At 31.1% G+C, this 16389-nt stretch carries 17 protein-coding genes; 14 read left to right on the top strand and 3 right to left on the bottom strand.

The genetic code is table 11. The features are described 5' to 3' along the window. The 4 genes from Q0829_RS11240 to purD all read left to right on the top strand — a co-directional run bounded on the left by Q0829_RS11240 (position 1) and on the right by purD (position 5129). Positions 1 to 981 (top strand): UDP-glucuronic acid decarboxylase family protein, encoded by a 981-nt coding sequence (locus tag Q0829_RS11240; RefSeq protein ID WP_298542599.1) that lies wholly within the window; start codon positions 1 to 3, stop codon positions 979 to 981. Positions 982 to 987: 6 nt separating this feature from the next. Continuing rightward, on the top strand, positions 988 to 2340 hold the full coding sequence (locus Q0829_RS11235; RefSeq protein ID WP_298542596.1) for an exopolysaccharide biosynthesis polyprenyl glycosylphosphotransferase: 1353 nt from the start codon (positions 988 to 990) through the stop codon (positions 2338 to 2340). Between the two features lie 107 nt (positions 2341 to 2447). Continuing rightward, on the top strand, positions 2448 to 3752 hold the full coding sequence (locus Q0829_RS11230) for an O-antigen ligase family protein (protein WP_298542594.1): 1305 nt from the start codon (positions 2448 to 2450) through the stop codon (positions 3750 to 3752). A 105-nt stretch (positions 3753 to 3857) separates the two neighbouring features. After that, a complete protein-coding gene (gene purD, locus Q0829_RS11225) occupies positions 3858 to 5129 on the top strand; it encodes a phosphoribosylamine--glycine ligase (RefSeq protein WP_298542592.1) in 1272 nt (423 codons plus the stop codon). 79 nt (positions 5130 to 5208) lie between these two features. On the opposite strand, the gene Q0829_RS11220 is transcribed toward purD, so the two are convergent. Next, complete coding sequence (locus Q0829_RS11220; RefSeq protein WP_298542590.1) at positions 5209 to 5442, bottom strand: uracil phosphoribosyltransferase; 234 nt, start codon at positions 5440 to 5442, stop codon at positions 5209 to 5211. A 176-nt stretch (positions 5443 to 5618) separates the two neighbouring features. Between Q0829_RS11220 and Q0829_RS11215 the strand changes: the two genes are divergently transcribed. From Q0829_RS11215 to Q0829_RS11180, 8 genes are all read left to right on the top strand, one after another. Then, positions 5619 to 6473: a DUF6427 family protein gene (locus Q0829_RS11215; RefSeq protein ID WP_298542588.1), complete on the top strand. Its 855-nt coding sequence runs from the start codon at positions 5619 to 5621 to the stop codon at positions 6471 to 6473. Beyond that, positions 6431 to 6778, top strand: a complete 348-nt coding sequence (locus tag Q0829_RS11210; RefSeq protein WP_298542586.1) for a hypothetical protein — start codon at positions 6431 to 6433, stop codon at positions 6776 to 6778. The genes Q0829_RS11215 and Q0829_RS11210 overlap by 43 nt, the downstream gene beginning before the upstream one ends. A gap of 110 nt (positions 6779 to 6888) precedes the next feature. Beyond that, on the top strand, positions 6889 to 7119 hold the full coding sequence (locus Q0829_RS11205; RefSeq protein WP_298542584.1) for a hypothetical protein: 231 nt from the start codon (positions 6889 to 6891) through the stop codon (positions 7117 to 7119). Between the two features lie 21 nt (positions 7120 to 7140). Continuing rightward, positions 7141 to 8136 carry a DNA adenine methylase gene (locus tag Q0829_RS11200; RefSeq protein ID WP_298542582.1) on the top strand — a complete coding sequence of 332 codons (996 nt, stop codon included), beginning with the start codon at positions 7141 to 7143 and terminating at the stop codon, positions 8134 to 8136. Between the two features lie 5 nt (positions 8137 to 8141). Beyond that, complete coding sequence (locus Q0829_RS11195; protein ID WP_298542580.1) at positions 8142 to 8750, top strand: DUF4254 domain-containing protein; 609 nt, start codon at positions 8142 to 8144, stop codon at positions 8748 to 8750. A gap of 10 nt (positions 8751 to 8760) precedes the next feature. After that, positions 8761 to 9837 carry a glycosyltransferase family 9 protein gene (locus tag Q0829_RS11190; protein ID WP_366893083.1) on the top strand — a complete coding sequence of 359 codons (1077 nt, stop codon included), beginning with the start codon at positions 8761 to 8763 and terminating at the stop codon, positions 9835 to 9837. Positions 9838 to 10018: 181 nt separating this feature from the next. Then, positions 10019 to 11125, top strand: coding sequence for a helix-turn-helix domain-containing protein (locus Q0829_RS11185; protein WP_298542577.1), 1107 nt, complete (start codon positions 10019 to 10021; stop codon positions 11123 to 11125). A gap of 163 nt (positions 11126 to 11288) precedes the next feature. Continuing rightward, positions 11289 to 12146, top strand: coding sequence for a CPBP family intramembrane glutamic endopeptidase (locus tag Q0829_RS11180; RefSeq protein ID WP_298542574.1), 858 nt, complete (start codon positions 11289 to 11291; stop codon positions 12144 to 12146). A gap of 100 nt (positions 12147 to 12246) precedes the next feature. Here Q0829_RS11180 and Q0829_RS11175 read toward each other — a convergent pair whose 3' ends face one another. Next, a complete protein-coding gene (locus Q0829_RS11175; RefSeq protein ID WP_298542571.1) occupies positions 12247 to 13299 on the bottom strand; it encodes a ferredoxin--NADP reductase in 1053 nt (350 codons plus the stop codon). A gap of 240 nt (positions 13300 to 13539) precedes the next feature. Between Q0829_RS11175 and Q0829_RS11170 the strand changes: the two genes are divergently transcribed. Then, on the top strand, positions 13540 to 15015 hold the full coding sequence (locus Q0829_RS11170; protein ID WP_298542569.1) for a DUF5687 family protein: 1476 nt from the start codon (positions 13540 to 13542) through the stop codon (positions 15013 to 15015). A 4-nt stretch (positions 15016 to 15019) separates the two neighbouring features. Further along, complete coding sequence (locus Q0829_RS11165) at positions 15020 to 15715, top strand: ABC transporter ATP-binding protein (protein WP_298542568.1); 696 nt, start codon at positions 15020 to 15022, stop codon at positions 15713 to 15715. Between the two features lie 11 nt (positions 15716 to 15726). Here Q0829_RS11165 and Q0829_RS11160 read toward each other — a convergent pair whose 3' ends face one another. Next, positions 15727 to 16389 (bottom strand): DUF3592 domain-containing protein, encoded by a 663-nt coding sequence (locus tag Q0829_RS11160; protein WP_298542566.1) that lies wholly within the window; start codon positions 16387 to 16389, stop codon positions 15727 to 15729.

Here is a 16389-nt window from a genome sequence, read left to right as displayed (position 1 = left end):
ATGAAGAAAGTTCTAATTACAGGAGCCGCAGGTTTTTTGGGGTCACACCTTTGCGATCGATTCATTAAAGAAGGGTATCACGTTATCGGAATGGATAACTTGATCACTGGAGACTTAAAGAATATTGAACATCTATTTAAATTAAAAAACTTTGAGTTTTACGATCATGATGTTTCAAAATTTGTTCATATCCCTGGTAATTTAGATTACATATTACATTTTGCTTCTCCAGCTAGCCCAATAGACTATCTTAAAATTCCAATTCAAACATTAAAAGTTGGATCCTTAGGAACACACAATCTTTTAGGTTTAGCAAAAGAGAAGAAATCAAGAATATTAATCGCTTCTACTAGTGAGGTATATGGTGATCCATTGGTGCACCCACAAACAGAAGATTATTATGGTAATGTAAACACTATTGGACCACGTGGAGTGTATGATGAAGCAAAACGATTCCAAGAATCTATTACTATGGCCTATCATACCTATCATAAAGTAGAGACCAGAATCGTTCGTATTTTTAATACATATGGTCCAAGAATGAGATTGAATGATGGAAGGGTTGTTCCTGCTTTTATAGGGCAAGCATTGCGAGGAGAGGATCTTACCGTATTTGGAGAAGGTCTACAGACTCGTTCCTTTTGTTATGTGGATGATTTAATAGAAGGAATTTATAGACTACTATTTAGTGACTATGTGTATCCTGTGAATATTGGTAATCCTAACGAAATTACCATTAAAGACTTTGCTGAAGAGATTATAAAATTAACCGGTACCGATCAAAAAGTAATTTATAAACCACTTCCCGTTAATGACCCTTTGCAAAGGCAGCCTGATATTACAAGAGCTAAAGAAATTTTAGAATGGCAGCCAGAAATTGATAGATCAGAAGGAATGAGACGTACTTTAGAATATTTCAAAAGTCTTTCTCAGGAAGAGTTGTATAGAAGTGAACATAAGGATTTTTCATCTTATTCTTGATGTAGGATGCACCATAAAAGAGGAGGATATTCATATTTAATTAGACCAATACTTATCGTAATTGATCTGGTTATTCTATTACTTTCTTCTTACTATTTGCTCACTAATATTGTTTCAAATCAACTATACCTATTTCTGTCAATTGTCTGGTTAGTATCTTCATACTTGTTAAATTTTTATGAAGTATACCGATTCACCAAAATAATTACAATTGTTTCTTTATTAATCCGTCAGGGCTTACTAATTCTTATTCTTTTATATGCATATTTTGGGTTACTTAAAATAAATTTCTTCTCGGTAAAGGATACGTTTTATTTTATTCTGATTGCAATTTCTTCTATAGGGGTTGTTAAGTTTATTACATATTATGCACTTAGAAGATATCGTTCTTATTTAGGCGGAAACAATAGGAGAGTGATTATTATTGGAAACAATAAAAGCGCACAGCAACTCAGGACTTTCTTTACAAAAAGAAAAGACTTGGGTTATCAGGTGCTAGAGGTTTTCTCGGATGAACTCACTAATAAAATACAAGATAGTTTTGATTTTTTAGAGAAAGAAGATGTGGATGAAATATATTGCTCGATTGATGAAATTTCGGATGAAGTGGTAAATGAATATGTAAAATATGCTGATCAAAATTATAGTGTTCTTAAGTTTATACCAAATTCTCAACGTATTTTCTCAAAGCGACTCAAAACTGATTACTATGAATACTTACCTGTTTTATCAATTCCCGATGTATCATTAAATAGTGCAGCCAACAGGGCGGTTAAAAGAGGTTTTGATATTGTTTTTTCCTTGTTAGTTATTATTCTTGTTCTATCTTGGTTAATTCCTTTATTATATATCCTTATAAAATCAGAATCCAAAGGGCCATTAATTTATAGTCACAGAAGAAATGGAATTAACTACAAAGAGTTTGTTTGTTATAAATTTAGATCAATGAGAGATGAGAATTTCTCAGATCTCGTGCAAGTTAAAAAAGAGGACCAAAGAGTTACCAAAATAGGGCGTTTCATAAGACGAACTAGTATCGATGAATTACCGCAATTTTTTAATGTACTTTTTGGGGATATGTCCGTGGTAGGACCTAGACCGCATATGATTTCTTACACAAAAGATTACGGAAAAAGAATTGATAAATATAATTTTGTTTTTCGTCATTCGGTTAAACCTGGAATAACAGGAATGGCTCAGGTAAAAGGGTATAGAGGAGAAGTGGAAAATAATGAAGACATTGTAAATCGTATTAAATATGATATTTTTTATATAGAAAATTGGTCTTTATTGCTAGATTCAAAAATAATAGTTGATACTATAATTAACCTAATAAAAGGACAGGAAAAAGCATATTAAGAGATCTAACGCTTTTAAGTTAAACAAGCCACAAGTATAATAGGTTGATCTTTTGAAACATAGTTACTTTTACCATAATACCCGATCACATAACTAGATTTAAAATAGTGAGAGTAAACAAAAAAATAAACGAGCTTTCAGAAATGTTTTATAAACATGATGATAATTTAGTACTCACTATTTTTTGGAATAGCCTTTATATAGCTTTTTTATTATTGCCTTTAGGTATAAACCTTCCAACTCCATTTTTAGTAGTTTCCATTGTTCTTGGTCTGATCAATATTTTTAAATCAGGAAAAAAATTCGACCTGGACAATAAAATAGTGTTACTGTTTCCATTGTATTTCATAATAATGTCGTTTAGTCTTTTCTATACAGATAATATTTCTGATGGATTAAATATTTTACAGCGATCCTTATCGCTGTTCTTATTTCCTTTAATTTTTCTATTTGTTAAAGAAGACGCATCCACAGTGAGGAAGTTATTTGATTTTTTACTTTTGGGATTGGTAGTCTCATTTTTTATAAATTTTTCAATAAACATATATAATTCAGCGTCTATTATAAAAGGAGGTTTTTCATTCGAAATTTCAATGGAGGATCTTACCTCATTCATAGAGATACTTACGAATGGATGGAATTACTTTGTAGGAGATGAGTTTTCTAAACTAATCAACCCTAGTTATCTTTCACTTTATATTTTATTAGTTTTAAGCTATTACCTAAAAAACCGATTGGATACAAGATTAAGGACCTTTATCGTTGTTCTTCTATTTCTTTATCTATTTTTATTAGCATCAATAGCTGCTTACATGATACTAGTGATAATGGCAATATTGCTAACCTTTAACATTAAGGATAAGAGCAGAAAACATACGATGTTGATTATGCTTCTTTTAGGACTAATTGTTTTTCTAAACAACCCTCGAGTTTTTGATTTTTATTCAAAGGTTAAAGACTTCGGAAATATTATTGAGTATGATAATTCTACCTCAGAAAAAGCAAGGTTGTTGTCATGGGATGCTAGTATTGAGTTGATTAAAGAAGCACCGTTATTAGGATATGGAATTGGTGATGCAAATGATGTATTAATAAAAAAATATAAAGAATTAGGATATACTTACAATTATGAAAATAAGTATAATGCCCACAACCAATTCCTTCAGACATTTCTTCAAACAGGAGTTATTGGATTCGGGGTTCTAGTTGCTATTTTTGTTCTCTTGGCAATGCACCTGAAAAGAAGTAGAAATGAATTTTCGGTTTTCTTAATTCTTTTTATATCACTAATTTTCGAATCCATGTTGGTACGATTTAATGGTATAGTGTTTTTCTCTATTGTCATTCCATTATTACTTAAAAAGAGAAGTATTTTAAGTAGCAGAATCATACGAAATGTTTCCATATCATAAGTGATATTGATTTAAGCGAAATAGACATCAAAATTATTAGTAAGAAAAGAGGTAAAGAGCTATTTTTGAATGCTTAAAAGTTAGCTATCAAACAACCATTAAAAAATGAACATTTTAGTATTAGGATCAGGAGGAAGAGAGCATACATTCGCGTATAAAATTGCTCAAAGTAGTTTATGTGAAAAGTTATTTGTTGCACCTGGAAATGCAGGAACTGCAAATATTGCTACTAACGTGGCAATATCAGTAACAGATTTTACAGCTATAAAAGAACTGGTGTTAAAAGAAAAAATAGAAATGGTTGTTGTGGGTCCTGAGGATCCTTTAGTACAGGGAATAACAGATTTCTTTGCAGGAGACAATGACTTAAAAAGTATATCAGTTATAGGACCATCAAAAGAAGGAGCAAGATTAGAAGGTAGTAAAGAATATGCTAAGGAATTTTTGATTAGACATAATATTCCTACCGCTGCTTATCAAAGTTTCACAGCAAATACCGTTAATGAAGGAAAACAATTTCTAGAGACTTTAAAGGCTCCTTATGTATTAAAAGCAGATGGTCTTGCTGCAGGAAAAGGAGTGCTTATTCTTCAGGATATCCAAGAAGCCAAAACGGAGCTTGAAAATATGCTGACTAACAAAAAATTCGGTGCAGCTAGTGAAAAAGTAGTTATTGAAGAGTTTCTGGATGGAATCGAATTAAGTGTTTTTGTCTTAACTGATGGAAAGAATTATGTTACACTTCCAACAGCCAAAGACTATAAACGTATTGGAGAAGGAGATACGGGTTTAAACACAGGAGGAATGGGAGCAATATCGCCAGTTCCGTTTGCAGATAAAGCTTTTATGAGTAAGATTGAAGAACAAATCATTAAACCCACTGTAGAAGGTCTTGCAACAGAAAACATAGATTATAAAGGTTTCATTTTTATTGGATTAATAAAGGTAGGAGACGATCCTAAAGTTATAGAATACAATGTGCGAATGGGAGATCCAGAAACAGAAGCTGTGTTACCAAGAGTAAAAACTGATTTGGTATCATTATTTAAACACGTATCTGATCAAACTTTGAATCAAGTAGAGATCGAAATAGATCCTAGAAGTGCTACTACAGTAATGGCAGTATCAGGAGGGTATCCTGAAGCATACGAAAAAGGGAAAGAAATCACTGGAATAGATCAAATATCGGATTCTATAGTTTTCCAAGCAGGGACTAAGCTTGAAGAAGATAAAGTGGTTACTAATGGAGGTCGTGTAATTGCAGTGACTTCCTTTGATGATGACTTCAGAGAAGCATTAAAAAAATCTTATCATAACATACAGAAGTTACATTTTGATAAAATATATTATAGAAAAGATCTTGGTTTTGATTTATAGCCAAATCAATAAAAAGAATTAAAAAAAGCTCAATGTTATTTAACACTGAGCTTTTTTTAAATAGTATTTTTTAAGAAATTTAATCCAAAAATGAATGAGCTTTTGGATCTCTATCTTCTTCATTATTATCATTAAACTTCTTCAATTCTTTCATCCAATAGAAAAATGCTACAAAACCAATAAGCATAAACAACCAGTTTACAATGTTGGCAGCTCCCCAATTCTCTAACTCTAAAGCTCTAAGAGCGTCCATAGGAGCAAAAAGAACGTCAACAAATAGAGATGCAATAGCTTCAAAAAAATCTTTCCACATATGATTTTCATTTTCATTACAAAAAGTTTTTGTTTAACTTTTTATAAATTAGTTATATTATAATTAAAAACAATGATATATTGTTTGACGCAAAAATATAAAAAATAGTAGTGTTATCAAGCTTTTTTAGTAAATCAAAACCGATTAATTTTATAATCGTTGCTTTATATATGTTTGTGCTTTATACAATCGCACATTATAAAAATGGTTTTAACCTCGATTATCTTACTATTCTTTTGTTCTTTGGTGGATTTATAGTGTATGTTTTGGCAATGCTTATAATAAACTTAATAACCCAAAAGAACGATCTAACCCAAAAAAGTACAAATACAATATTACTATTTGCCTTTTTGACCACTATATTGCCAATCTCATTAACTAATGCTGGTATTTTATTATCAAATCTGCTTGTCATTTTGGGAATAAAAAGTGTGTTGAGTTTAAGAAATGGTAAGTACATTAAATCAAAAATTCTAGATGCATCTCTATGCATTGGAGTAGCTTCTTTGGCATATTTTTGGAGTATTGGTTTTATAATTACTGTGTTTTTGGGAATTTTATTTTTTGAACCAAAAAATTATAGAAACTGGATTATTCCGATTGTTGGACTATTAGTAGTATATATAGTATCCAACTGCTTCACTTTGTTATTTTATGATTCATTTTTTATAGTTGCAGACTATATAAAACCTATATCATTTTCTTTTGAAGGATACGCATACAAAGGAGGTGTTTTTTCAACTGGAACTTTAACTATTTGTACATTGTTTTTCTTCGCGATATACCTGATAAAGTTTAATAGAAAATCTACAAAATCAAAACCTGTTCTAAAACTAATTATTTCACAATTGTTAATTGCATTGACCATGGTAATTATTGTTTCAGGTAAAAATACTTCAGAAATGATTTTTATAGCAGGTCCTTTGGCAATTATAGGAACTACCTATTTAGAAATGGATCATGGTAAATTTATTCAAGAAATTAATCTTTGGGTATTTCTCTTATTACCATTTATGATTTTACTATTTTGATTACACCTTATTTAGAAACAATAGAATCAGAGCTTCAATACAGACTATCGTATAAATATGTTTGGTATAGAAAGCAAAATGACACTTGGAATAATTATAGTAATTTTATCTACACTACTGTAAGTTGGGAAGCTCTGATGACAAGAATTTCTGAAACTGTTTCAAAGTTTAAAATAGATAAAAACGAATTCTTTTATTATACAATCAATCGATGGTATAACTATTGGAGCGCTTTAGCAGTAGAATTAATTTTCACAGATTGGGATGGGGGTATTTTAGCTAAAAATAAAAGGGTGGACTGGTAGATTTTTCTCTTTTTGGAGAGAAATTTGATTATAAGATCAGTATTTTTCCAAAAGGCTTTAAAAAATCATTAGAACAGGCTCAAAATCACCCAAAAGAACTTGTCCATTGGTTGTGCAACAATCAAAGCCAAGAACGAAGAAATCACGATCACCTAGAAAATAGAATCTTCGTTGTGATGTATGCAAATAATGGAGAACATTGGAAGTTAAAAGCACAAATTTCTTGGCTTAAAGATATTATCTCAACATATGTTGCTACATTTGACGACTCAAAATTATTTAGATTACAATTACAACCTTATAAAATCACAAAAGCAGGGTTAATATGGGCTATAAAATAACTTGATATGGTTATGTAAGAAATGAATTATATAGGATCAAAATATAAACTCTCTGATTTTATCAAAACTTCTGTTCAAGAAACGGTTGGCAGCGCATTAACCAGTAAAGTGTTTTGTGATCTTTTTGCAGGAACGGGTATTATAGGAAGAAGTTTTAAGGCCTTGGTGAAACAGGTGATATCGAATGATTTAGAGTATTATAGTTATGCCTTAAACCGAAATTATATTGGTAACTATGTATCCATAGAAGCTTCAGATTATGTTACTGAGTTAAATCAACTAGAGGGAAAAGAGGGGTTTGTTTATAAAAATTATTGTACTGGAGGCACATCAGAACGTATGTATTTCAGTAATATTAATGGCTGTAAAATAGATGCGGCAAGAATGCAGATTGAAAACTGGAAAAAATCTCGTGAAATTAATGAAGATACTTATTATTTTTTACTAGCATCGCTATTAGAAAGTGCAGATAAAGTTGCTAATACTGCTTCAGTGTATGGATCGTATCTAAAAGAATTAAAGAAAACTGCACAAAAAGAAATAAAGATTATTTCTGCTGATTTCGAAATTACTGAAAATCAACATGAAGTGTATAATCAGGATAGTAATACTTTGATTAAGAAGATCGAAGGAGATATTTTATATCTCGATCCGCCATATAATGCTAGACAATATGGAGCGAATTATCATATACTAAATACTATTGCAAAATATGATACCTTTGTACCAGCCGGAAAAACAGGTTTAAGACCTTACGAAAGATCTAATTATTGTAAAAAAGGTGAAGTAGCATTAGTTTTTGAAGAATTAATCAGAAATGCGAAATTCAACTATATTTTTCTTAGTTATAATAATGAAGGGTTAATGACAGAGAAAGAAATAAGGCAAATTATGAAGCGTTATGGAAGATATGATTTGGTTACTACTGCCTATCAAAGATTTAAAGCAGATAAAACCGAAAATAGAAATCATAAAGCAACAAAAACAACAGAATATTTACACATCTTAGAAAAATAAAAGCAATGTTTACAGATAAAGCAAACAAGATTTTTAAAGAAGTTATAGACATGTATCATGTGATTGATCGCGTAGATCAGGAGTTTTCGAACCCATATGATAGTAAATCACAGCAGATAGAACATTTATTATATCGTAAATGTTGGATCGATACAGTACAATGGCATTATGAAGATATTATTCGTGATCCAGAAATTGATCCAGTAGCTGCATTAACACTAAAAAGACAGATTGATGCATCCAATCAGGATCGTACTGATATGGTGGAATATATAGATAGTTACTTTTTAGAAACATACAAGGATGTTATTCCTAAAGAAGATGCAACTATAAATACCGAAAGTCCAGCTTGGGGAGTAGATCGATTATCAATATTAGCGCTAAAAGTGTATCATATGCATGAGGAAACCGTTAGAGAAGGAGCATCGGATACGCATAAAGCTGCCTGTCAGAAAAAATATAATGTATTATTAGAGCAGCAAGTAGATCTTTCTACTGCCATAGATACTTTACTAAAGGATATTGAGAAGGGAGATAAATACATGAAAGTCTATAAACAGATGAAAATGTATAATGATGATGAACTAAATCCGGTTTTACGAGGAGAAAAATAGCAAGGTATTTTTGAGTAAAAACAAAAACATAGTAAAAAATAACAAAGCCCTTTCTGAGGGCTTTGATGCTCATATTCTAGTTATTCGGTTATCGGCAATGGGAGATGTTGCTATGACAGTACCTGTATTGAGAACATTTAGAGCTGCTTATCCCAATGTTAAGATAACAGTTCTAACCAGAAAATTTTTTGAACCCATATTTTCGGATATTGAAAACCTGGAAGTATATCACGCGGATGTAAAGGGAAAACACAAAGGGATTTTTGGATTGTCAAAACTCTCTAAAGAATTAAGAGAACTTGGAATAACTGCAGTTGCCGATTTGCATAATGTATTGCGATCTAACATACTTAAGAAATTTTTTGCACTTCGGGGAATTAAAGTAATACAAATTGACAAAGGAAGAGCTGAGAAAAAAGCATTAACTAGATCAGAAAATAAAGAGTTTAAACAATTAAAAGCTACACATCAGCGATATGCGGATGTTTTTAATAGGTTAGGATATCCTGTTGATTTAGAAAAACATGTTTTTCCGGAAAAAACACCATTAACTCCAGAGATTCTTAAACTAACAGAGAACTCTACTAAAAAATGGCTCGGAATTGCACCTTTTGCGCAATATGAGAGTAAAGTATACCCATTAGAATTGATGGTAGAAGTGATAGAAAAACTTGATAAAGAAGACACCTACGAGATGTTCCTTTTTGGAGGAGGAAAAAAAGAAAAGGATATTCTCAATAATATTGATAGTAAATACAAAAATGTAATTAATGTTACAGGTAAGTTGTCTTTTGAAGACGAATTAAAACTTATAGGGAATCTGGATGTAATGTTATCTATGGATAGTGGCAATGCACATTTGGCGGCGATGTACGGAGTACCTACAATAACGCTTTGGGGAGTAACACATCCTTTTGCCGGTTTTATGCCTTTCGGACAGCCTATGGAGCATGCGATTTTACCTAATCTGGCAAAATATGACCAAATCCCTACATCAATTTATGGAAATAAAGTGCCAGCTGGATATGAAGAGGTAATGCATACCATCAAACCTGAAGTAATAATTACATCGATTAATAATCTTTAAGTAGAAATTGAATTTAGTTTCTATTTAAGAATATTCTAGTTCTTTACATCACTACTATTCCCAACCAAGATTATTCATTTTTCTGTATTCTTCCAGTTGTTCCTTGTAAACTCTTAGCAATAGTTAAAACATTCAATTTTTTTATATATTGAACTAGTTAAAATAAAATTATGAAAAGTTAATGATTGATACCTCTTTAGACTCTACGAATTTTTACTTTTTATTGGCTATTTTTCAGGGGTTTATACTTTCTTTTATTATAATATTTCGTTTTAAAAATAGTATGCCAAATCTGTTTTTTGGTATCCTTGTATTTTTATTCTCTCTTTCTCTTTTGCACTTAATATTAGAGGAGTCTATTCAAGCTTTCAATTCAAAGTTCCCAATTCCAATGGAATTTAGCCTAGCTTATGGCCCTTTAACGTATTTCCATGTCATATATATTAAAAACCCTTTAAGAGTTTTTAGGCGGAAGGACTTGCTTCATTTTTTACCTTCTTTGCTTTTAGATGGTCTTTTATTTATACTGCTGTTTACATATATTAGATTAAATCTTGATTGGGCTTACGCAAATATTATCTTAATTCAAAAAATTGCTCTGATCATGGGGTTATTAGGGATAGTTCAATTAGCTATCTATACCTACTTAATCTATCGCGAATCAGTAGGTATCAAAAATCTATTGCTCGAGTTTAAAGCGATGAGAACCTGGCTTAAATATCTAATTGTATCTTGGTGTTTACTTGTTGGCTTTCTATTGTTAGCTATTCCTATTGCGTTAATTTTCATAAAAAAGGTAGATGAGAACTCCTTTTATTTCTATAAACCACTTGGGATTATTTTAGGAGTCTTTATTTATTCTTTAGGGTATTTATATTTATTAAAATATCTCAAGGTTATTGGAGACTATTCTAATCGCATAATAAGAATTCACTCATCCGAAAATAATTTGAGTGAAAAGAAAGAAGAGGTACTTTACGCATTAACCAAAGATGAGCTCTATAGGGATTCTGAACTGACAATATCTAAATTAGCTGCGCACCTTGGTTGGCCAACCAATACTCTTTCAAGAATTATAAATGACACACTTCAAACAAACTTCACAGACCTTATAAACGGTTACAGAGTGGAAGCATTTAAGCAAAAACTAATTGCCAACGATAGTGAAAAATATTCAATTTTAGGTTTAAGTGAAGAAGCTGGCTTTAATTCTAAGACTTCCTTTTACAGAATTTTTAAGAAAGAAACAGGAATGACCCCTTCCGAATATTTGAATTCTCTGCATTAAATAGTTCCAAATGACAATCTGGAACTAACTTAATTATGGTATCTATTTCCTTCTAGTGATATTTGAAGGCATCTTTTTTAAATCAAGACTTCTTTTGAAAAATTTGGTTTATATCTCTTAAAGTTGCTAGTCACTATTCCATAAATTCATTTAAATACTATTAATGATAAAATTAGAAAAAAACGTTTGGTACTATATCGGTTTGGTATTCCTATTCACTTATACTATTCAAATTATTGCCATTTCGATTACTGATGAAAATAGTTTTATACCACAAATTCTTGTTGCCCTTACCATGTTTATTCCAGGAATAGCGGCAATTATCTATCTAATAAAAACTAAACAAGGACTTAAGTATATTGATTGGCACATGGGTAAAATCAAGTATCTATTGCTTAGTTTAATCCTACCAATACTAATTACACTTATTGGAATTTTAGTATTTGAACATACAGGATTGGCATCAAATAATGTTTTTCTGATAAATAACGGACAAGTTCATAGCATAGAAACTCCATTGATATTTGGAAGTGACCAACAAGGTATTCTTTTCTTTATTCTTAATTTTTTTGTTACCGGAATTTTATTTTCATTACCAACAAGTTTTTTAGCTATTGGTGAAGAAATTGGATGGAGAGGTTTTCTTCAAAAGAAATTACTAGAAAAAAATAATTTATTTAAATCACTTACATTTTTGGGAGTTCTCTGGGGGTTTTGGCACTTTCCACTAATTATTAATGGATTTAATTATCCTGAATATCCAATGTTAGGAGCTTTTCTGTTTTTTCCTTTAACCGTTATCTTTGTTTCCTATTTTATAGGATGGTTAACTATTAATTCCAAAAGTGTATGGCCAGCAGTATTTTCACATGGCGTTATAAATTCTTTTATGATTTTGTTATTTGAGATGGATTTTGGAAAAAATAAACTTGAAGGTAATTTTTCGATATTAGGGTTATGGGTTCTTATAGGTATGATATCCTTTTATTTAATATCGAAAAAAACAATTAAAAATTCATGAAAATGTTATTAAAAATATAGTTGATTTTAATGATTTTATTAAGACAATAATGAAATCAAATTGACATCAAAAACGACTAACTAAATACCATCAACGAGTTTTAGACATCATCAAAATCTACCTTTATCGAAGATGAGGTAGGATGTGCCTGGCAAGCTAATACTAAACCTTCAGCAAGTTCTCCATCAGTAAGAATACTATTTTTTTCCATTACAGCAGTACCATCTGTGATTTTACAAATACAAGAACTACAAACACCACCTTGACAAGAATATGGAGCATCGATATCTTCCTCTAGTGCCGCATCAAGAATGGTTTTTTTCTGGTCCATGATAAAAGAAGTTTCTTCATCATCAACCAATATAGTAATATTTGTTTTTCCATCTAAATCTGCTTCGATTTCCCCAGTTTCCGTACTACTGGTAAAAAGCTCAAAATGCACATTTTCTTTTGAAATACCATTTTCCAGTAAAACATTCGTAACCGTATTGATCATTTCTTCTGGTCCGCAAAGATAAAAGGCTTCAAAAGTAATATCCTTAAATTTATTTTTAGTGATATAGTTAATAGTAGATTTTTCTATTCTTCCAAAACGAGCTCCTTCTTCATGACTTCTGCTATATAAAAACTCTATATGCAATCTTTCAGGGTGTACTGATTGTAAAGCAAGAAGTTCGTTCAGAAATATAGTTTCCGCTGAGGTTTGATTTCCGTATACTAAAACAAAACGACTATTAGGTTCTTCTTCGAGTACAGTTTTGATCATACTCATTATAGGAGTAATACCACTTCCTGCTGCAAATGCAGCATAAGAGTTGTTTGCTGTTGGATTTGATTTTAATAAAAAACTTCCTTCCGGACTATGAACATCTAAAGTATCACCTACTTTTAGTTTATTATTGGCAATTACTGAGAATGTACCACCTTCAATCTCTTTTACCGCTACACGAAGTGATCCACTGTTTGGTGCAGAACAGATAGAATAAGCTCTTCTTATTTCTTTACCATTAACTTCTGTTTTAACAGTTATATACTGCCCTGCAGTGAAAGAGTAATCCTTCTTTAATTCAGAAGGAATTTCGAACTCTATAGAAACTGCTTTGGGAGTTTCTCTTGTAATGTTTTTTATAGTAAGTGTATGAAAATCTGACATAGCAATGTGATAAACTTTAAACTGAATACTTGATTTTTAAGTATTCAGAAGAAATTATTAAAACACAATTGTTTTTTGTGGATAAATAATTTTTGCAAAAATAACAAAGTTAACCGCTTTGAAGAAGATTAAATCATGATAATTAAAAGCTAAATAAGATTATTTTGTAACAAAATCTATTTTTTGATTACTAAATAGTATAAGAAGTTTTTCTAAACTTTTTTTAAAACTATCACAACTATGTTTAAACACTTTATTTCATTACAGTGGAAATCCTTTTGGAGATCCGCATCTGCTTCTTCAGGAGTTTGGATGAAGATCTTTATGGGTTTTTGGGCGTTATATTTTATTGGAATGATGGCCTTAGGAGGCTGGGGAGCTTATAAATATATCAATAAAGAATTATGTCTAGATCCCTTAACAGTAGTTAGTAGATTTTTAATCTATTGGTGGGCTTTTGATCTTGTTTTTAGATATGCGTTACAAAAAATGCCGGTAATCAATATAACACCTTTATTGATTTTGCCTTTTACTAAAAATAAGATTGTTTCTTTTGCTTTGGGTAAAACGATGTTGTCCTTTTTCAACATCATACATGCGTTCTTTTTTGTGCCATTTTCTATACTATTAATCACAGAAGGCAATGCTCCTGTGTTAAATGTATTATTATGGAATGTTGGGTTAATCGCATTGGTATACGCTAACAACTTTCTGAATATTTTATTAAACAATAAAAACACCCTTATTTATGCCGTGGGAGGAGTTATGGCGGTTTTAGGAGGACTGCATTATTTTGAATATTTTGATGTAACACAGTATACTGCTCCATTTTTCCAAGGGTTATATGAATCTCAGTTTTTGTTTTTAGTGCCTATCATAGTTGCAATAGGTTTGTATATCATTGCTTTTAAATCTTTTGTAGCGGATTTATACCTTGATGCTGGATTAGCCACTAAATCAGAAACTGTAAAAACCGAAAATTTAGAATGGTTAGATCGATTTGGTAAAACTGCAGTATTTCTAAAAAATGATATTAAATTGATTAAAAGAAATAAAAGAGCTAGAACTACGGTATTAGTGAGCGTCTTATTTCTTTTCTATGGCTTACTGTTTTTTACTGGTGCTGTAGAAGCGTATGAAGGTCCAGTATGGAAAATATTTGCTGGGATTTTTGTGTCAGGAGGTTTTTTGATGAGTTTTGGACAATTTGTACCAAGCTGGGATAGCTCGTATTATCCTTTGATGATGAGTCAAAATATTAAATACAGAGAATATCTTTCTTCAAAATGGTGGTTGATGGTAATGGCTACATTTATCTCTGCTATTTTGGCATCAGGTTATTTGTATTTTGGATGGGAAGCATATTTAGCAGTTGTTGTAGGTGCTATATTTAATATGGGCGTAAATTCTCATGTGGTTTTGTGGGCAGGTGCTTATGTAAAAACACCTATAGATCTTACCAGTAATAAAAAAGCGTTTGGTGATAAGCAAGCATTCAATTTAAAAACATTAATGCTGTCGTTACCAAAATTAGCGTTACCAATGATATTATATGCAATTGGACATTATGCATACAGTCCATATGCAGGTTACTTATTGGTCGCTCTTGCAGGAATAGCTGGTTTTGCATTTAGGAATATGGTTTTTGATAAAATTGAAAGAATTTATAGAACAGAGAAGTACAAAACAATCTGGGCATACAAACAAAAAAAATAAGAAGATGATAGGAGTACATAATATTACAAAGACTTATGCGGGAAATACAGTGTTGAATATCGAACACTTAGAAATACCAAAGGGAGATAGTTTTGGACTGGTTGGAAACAACGGAGCAGGGAAAACAACACTATTTAGTGCTTTACTGGATTTAATTAGGCCCACTACAGGTCATATAGAGAACAGTGGTATTAAAGTCAGCGAGAGCGAAGAATGGAAATCTATTACATCTGCGTTTATTGATGAAACATTCTTGATTGGATATCTTACTGCAGAAGAGTATTTTTATTTCATCGGTGAACTTCGGGGTCAGAATAAAGCGGATGTGGATGCATTACTTGCTGAGTTTGAAGATTTCTTTCATGGAGAAATTTTAGGGCAAAAAAAATACTTAAGAGACCTCTCTAAGGGAAATCAAAAGAAAGCAGGAATAGTAGCTGCGTTAATTGGAAACCCAGAGGTTGTTATCCTAGATGAGCCATTTGCCAATCTGGATCCTACGACTCAAATTCGTTTAAAGAAAATTATCAAAGATTTGGCTGCGGATCCTAATGTAACAGTTTTGGTCTCTAGTCATGATTTAATGCATGTTACAGAAGTCTGTGAACGTATTGTAGTTTTAGATAAAGGAGAAGTAGTCAAAGATCTTGCCACATCACAAGAGACATTAAAAGAGCTAGAGGAGCATTTTAATAAATAAAAAAATAATACTTAGAAATTTTTTACAATAAATCCTATTCCCGTAATCAATACACCAAACAAAAGAAGAGCTAATGCAAGTCCATATTTTTCCGTGAAATCATCTAAATAGACTTCATTAACTGCTGGAAAATCTTTATGTATGTAAACAGAAACTTGTTCGTCAATGACAAAGTCCTTGGAAGATGAAGAAGTTTTTGTTTTGCGCTCATAAGTCTTATTCCTAAAAGTAAATTGCATTACCGGTGTATACATAGTTTGCATAACCTTTCTGTTATCGCTATTTGTAACCGAAACATGGGATTCATATCTGATTATAGAAGCATTTGTTTTTTCAGTTTCGTCTAAAGAATTTAATGTTTCTCCAAGATTATATATACCCCCGATCAATAAACAAAGTCCAATAGAAAGCAATAAATAATACATAATTGAAGAGATTTTAGATGTTTTACTACGTAATGAAGTATTGACTTCTCTTTTAATATTTGATCTTACTTCGACTTTGATAATATTTAATTCTGGATTGGCGATTATTTTTTTGACAACCCTATTTGCATCACGTAGTGACAATTCATAAGTATTTATAATGTATTTTATTGCTTCCAGTTTTTTATTAGAATTCAAAAAGTTTTTCAGGATTTGCACATCTTCTATAGGAATTTCTAGAATTCTCAT

Origin of the sequence: uncultured Aquimarina sp. (assembly GCF_947492405.1) — a bacterium.
Lineage (GTDB): Bacteria > Bacteroidota > Bacteroidia > Flavobacteriales > Flavobacteriaceae > Aquimarina.
This window is presented reverse-complemented; position numbering and strand designations above follow the sequence as displayed.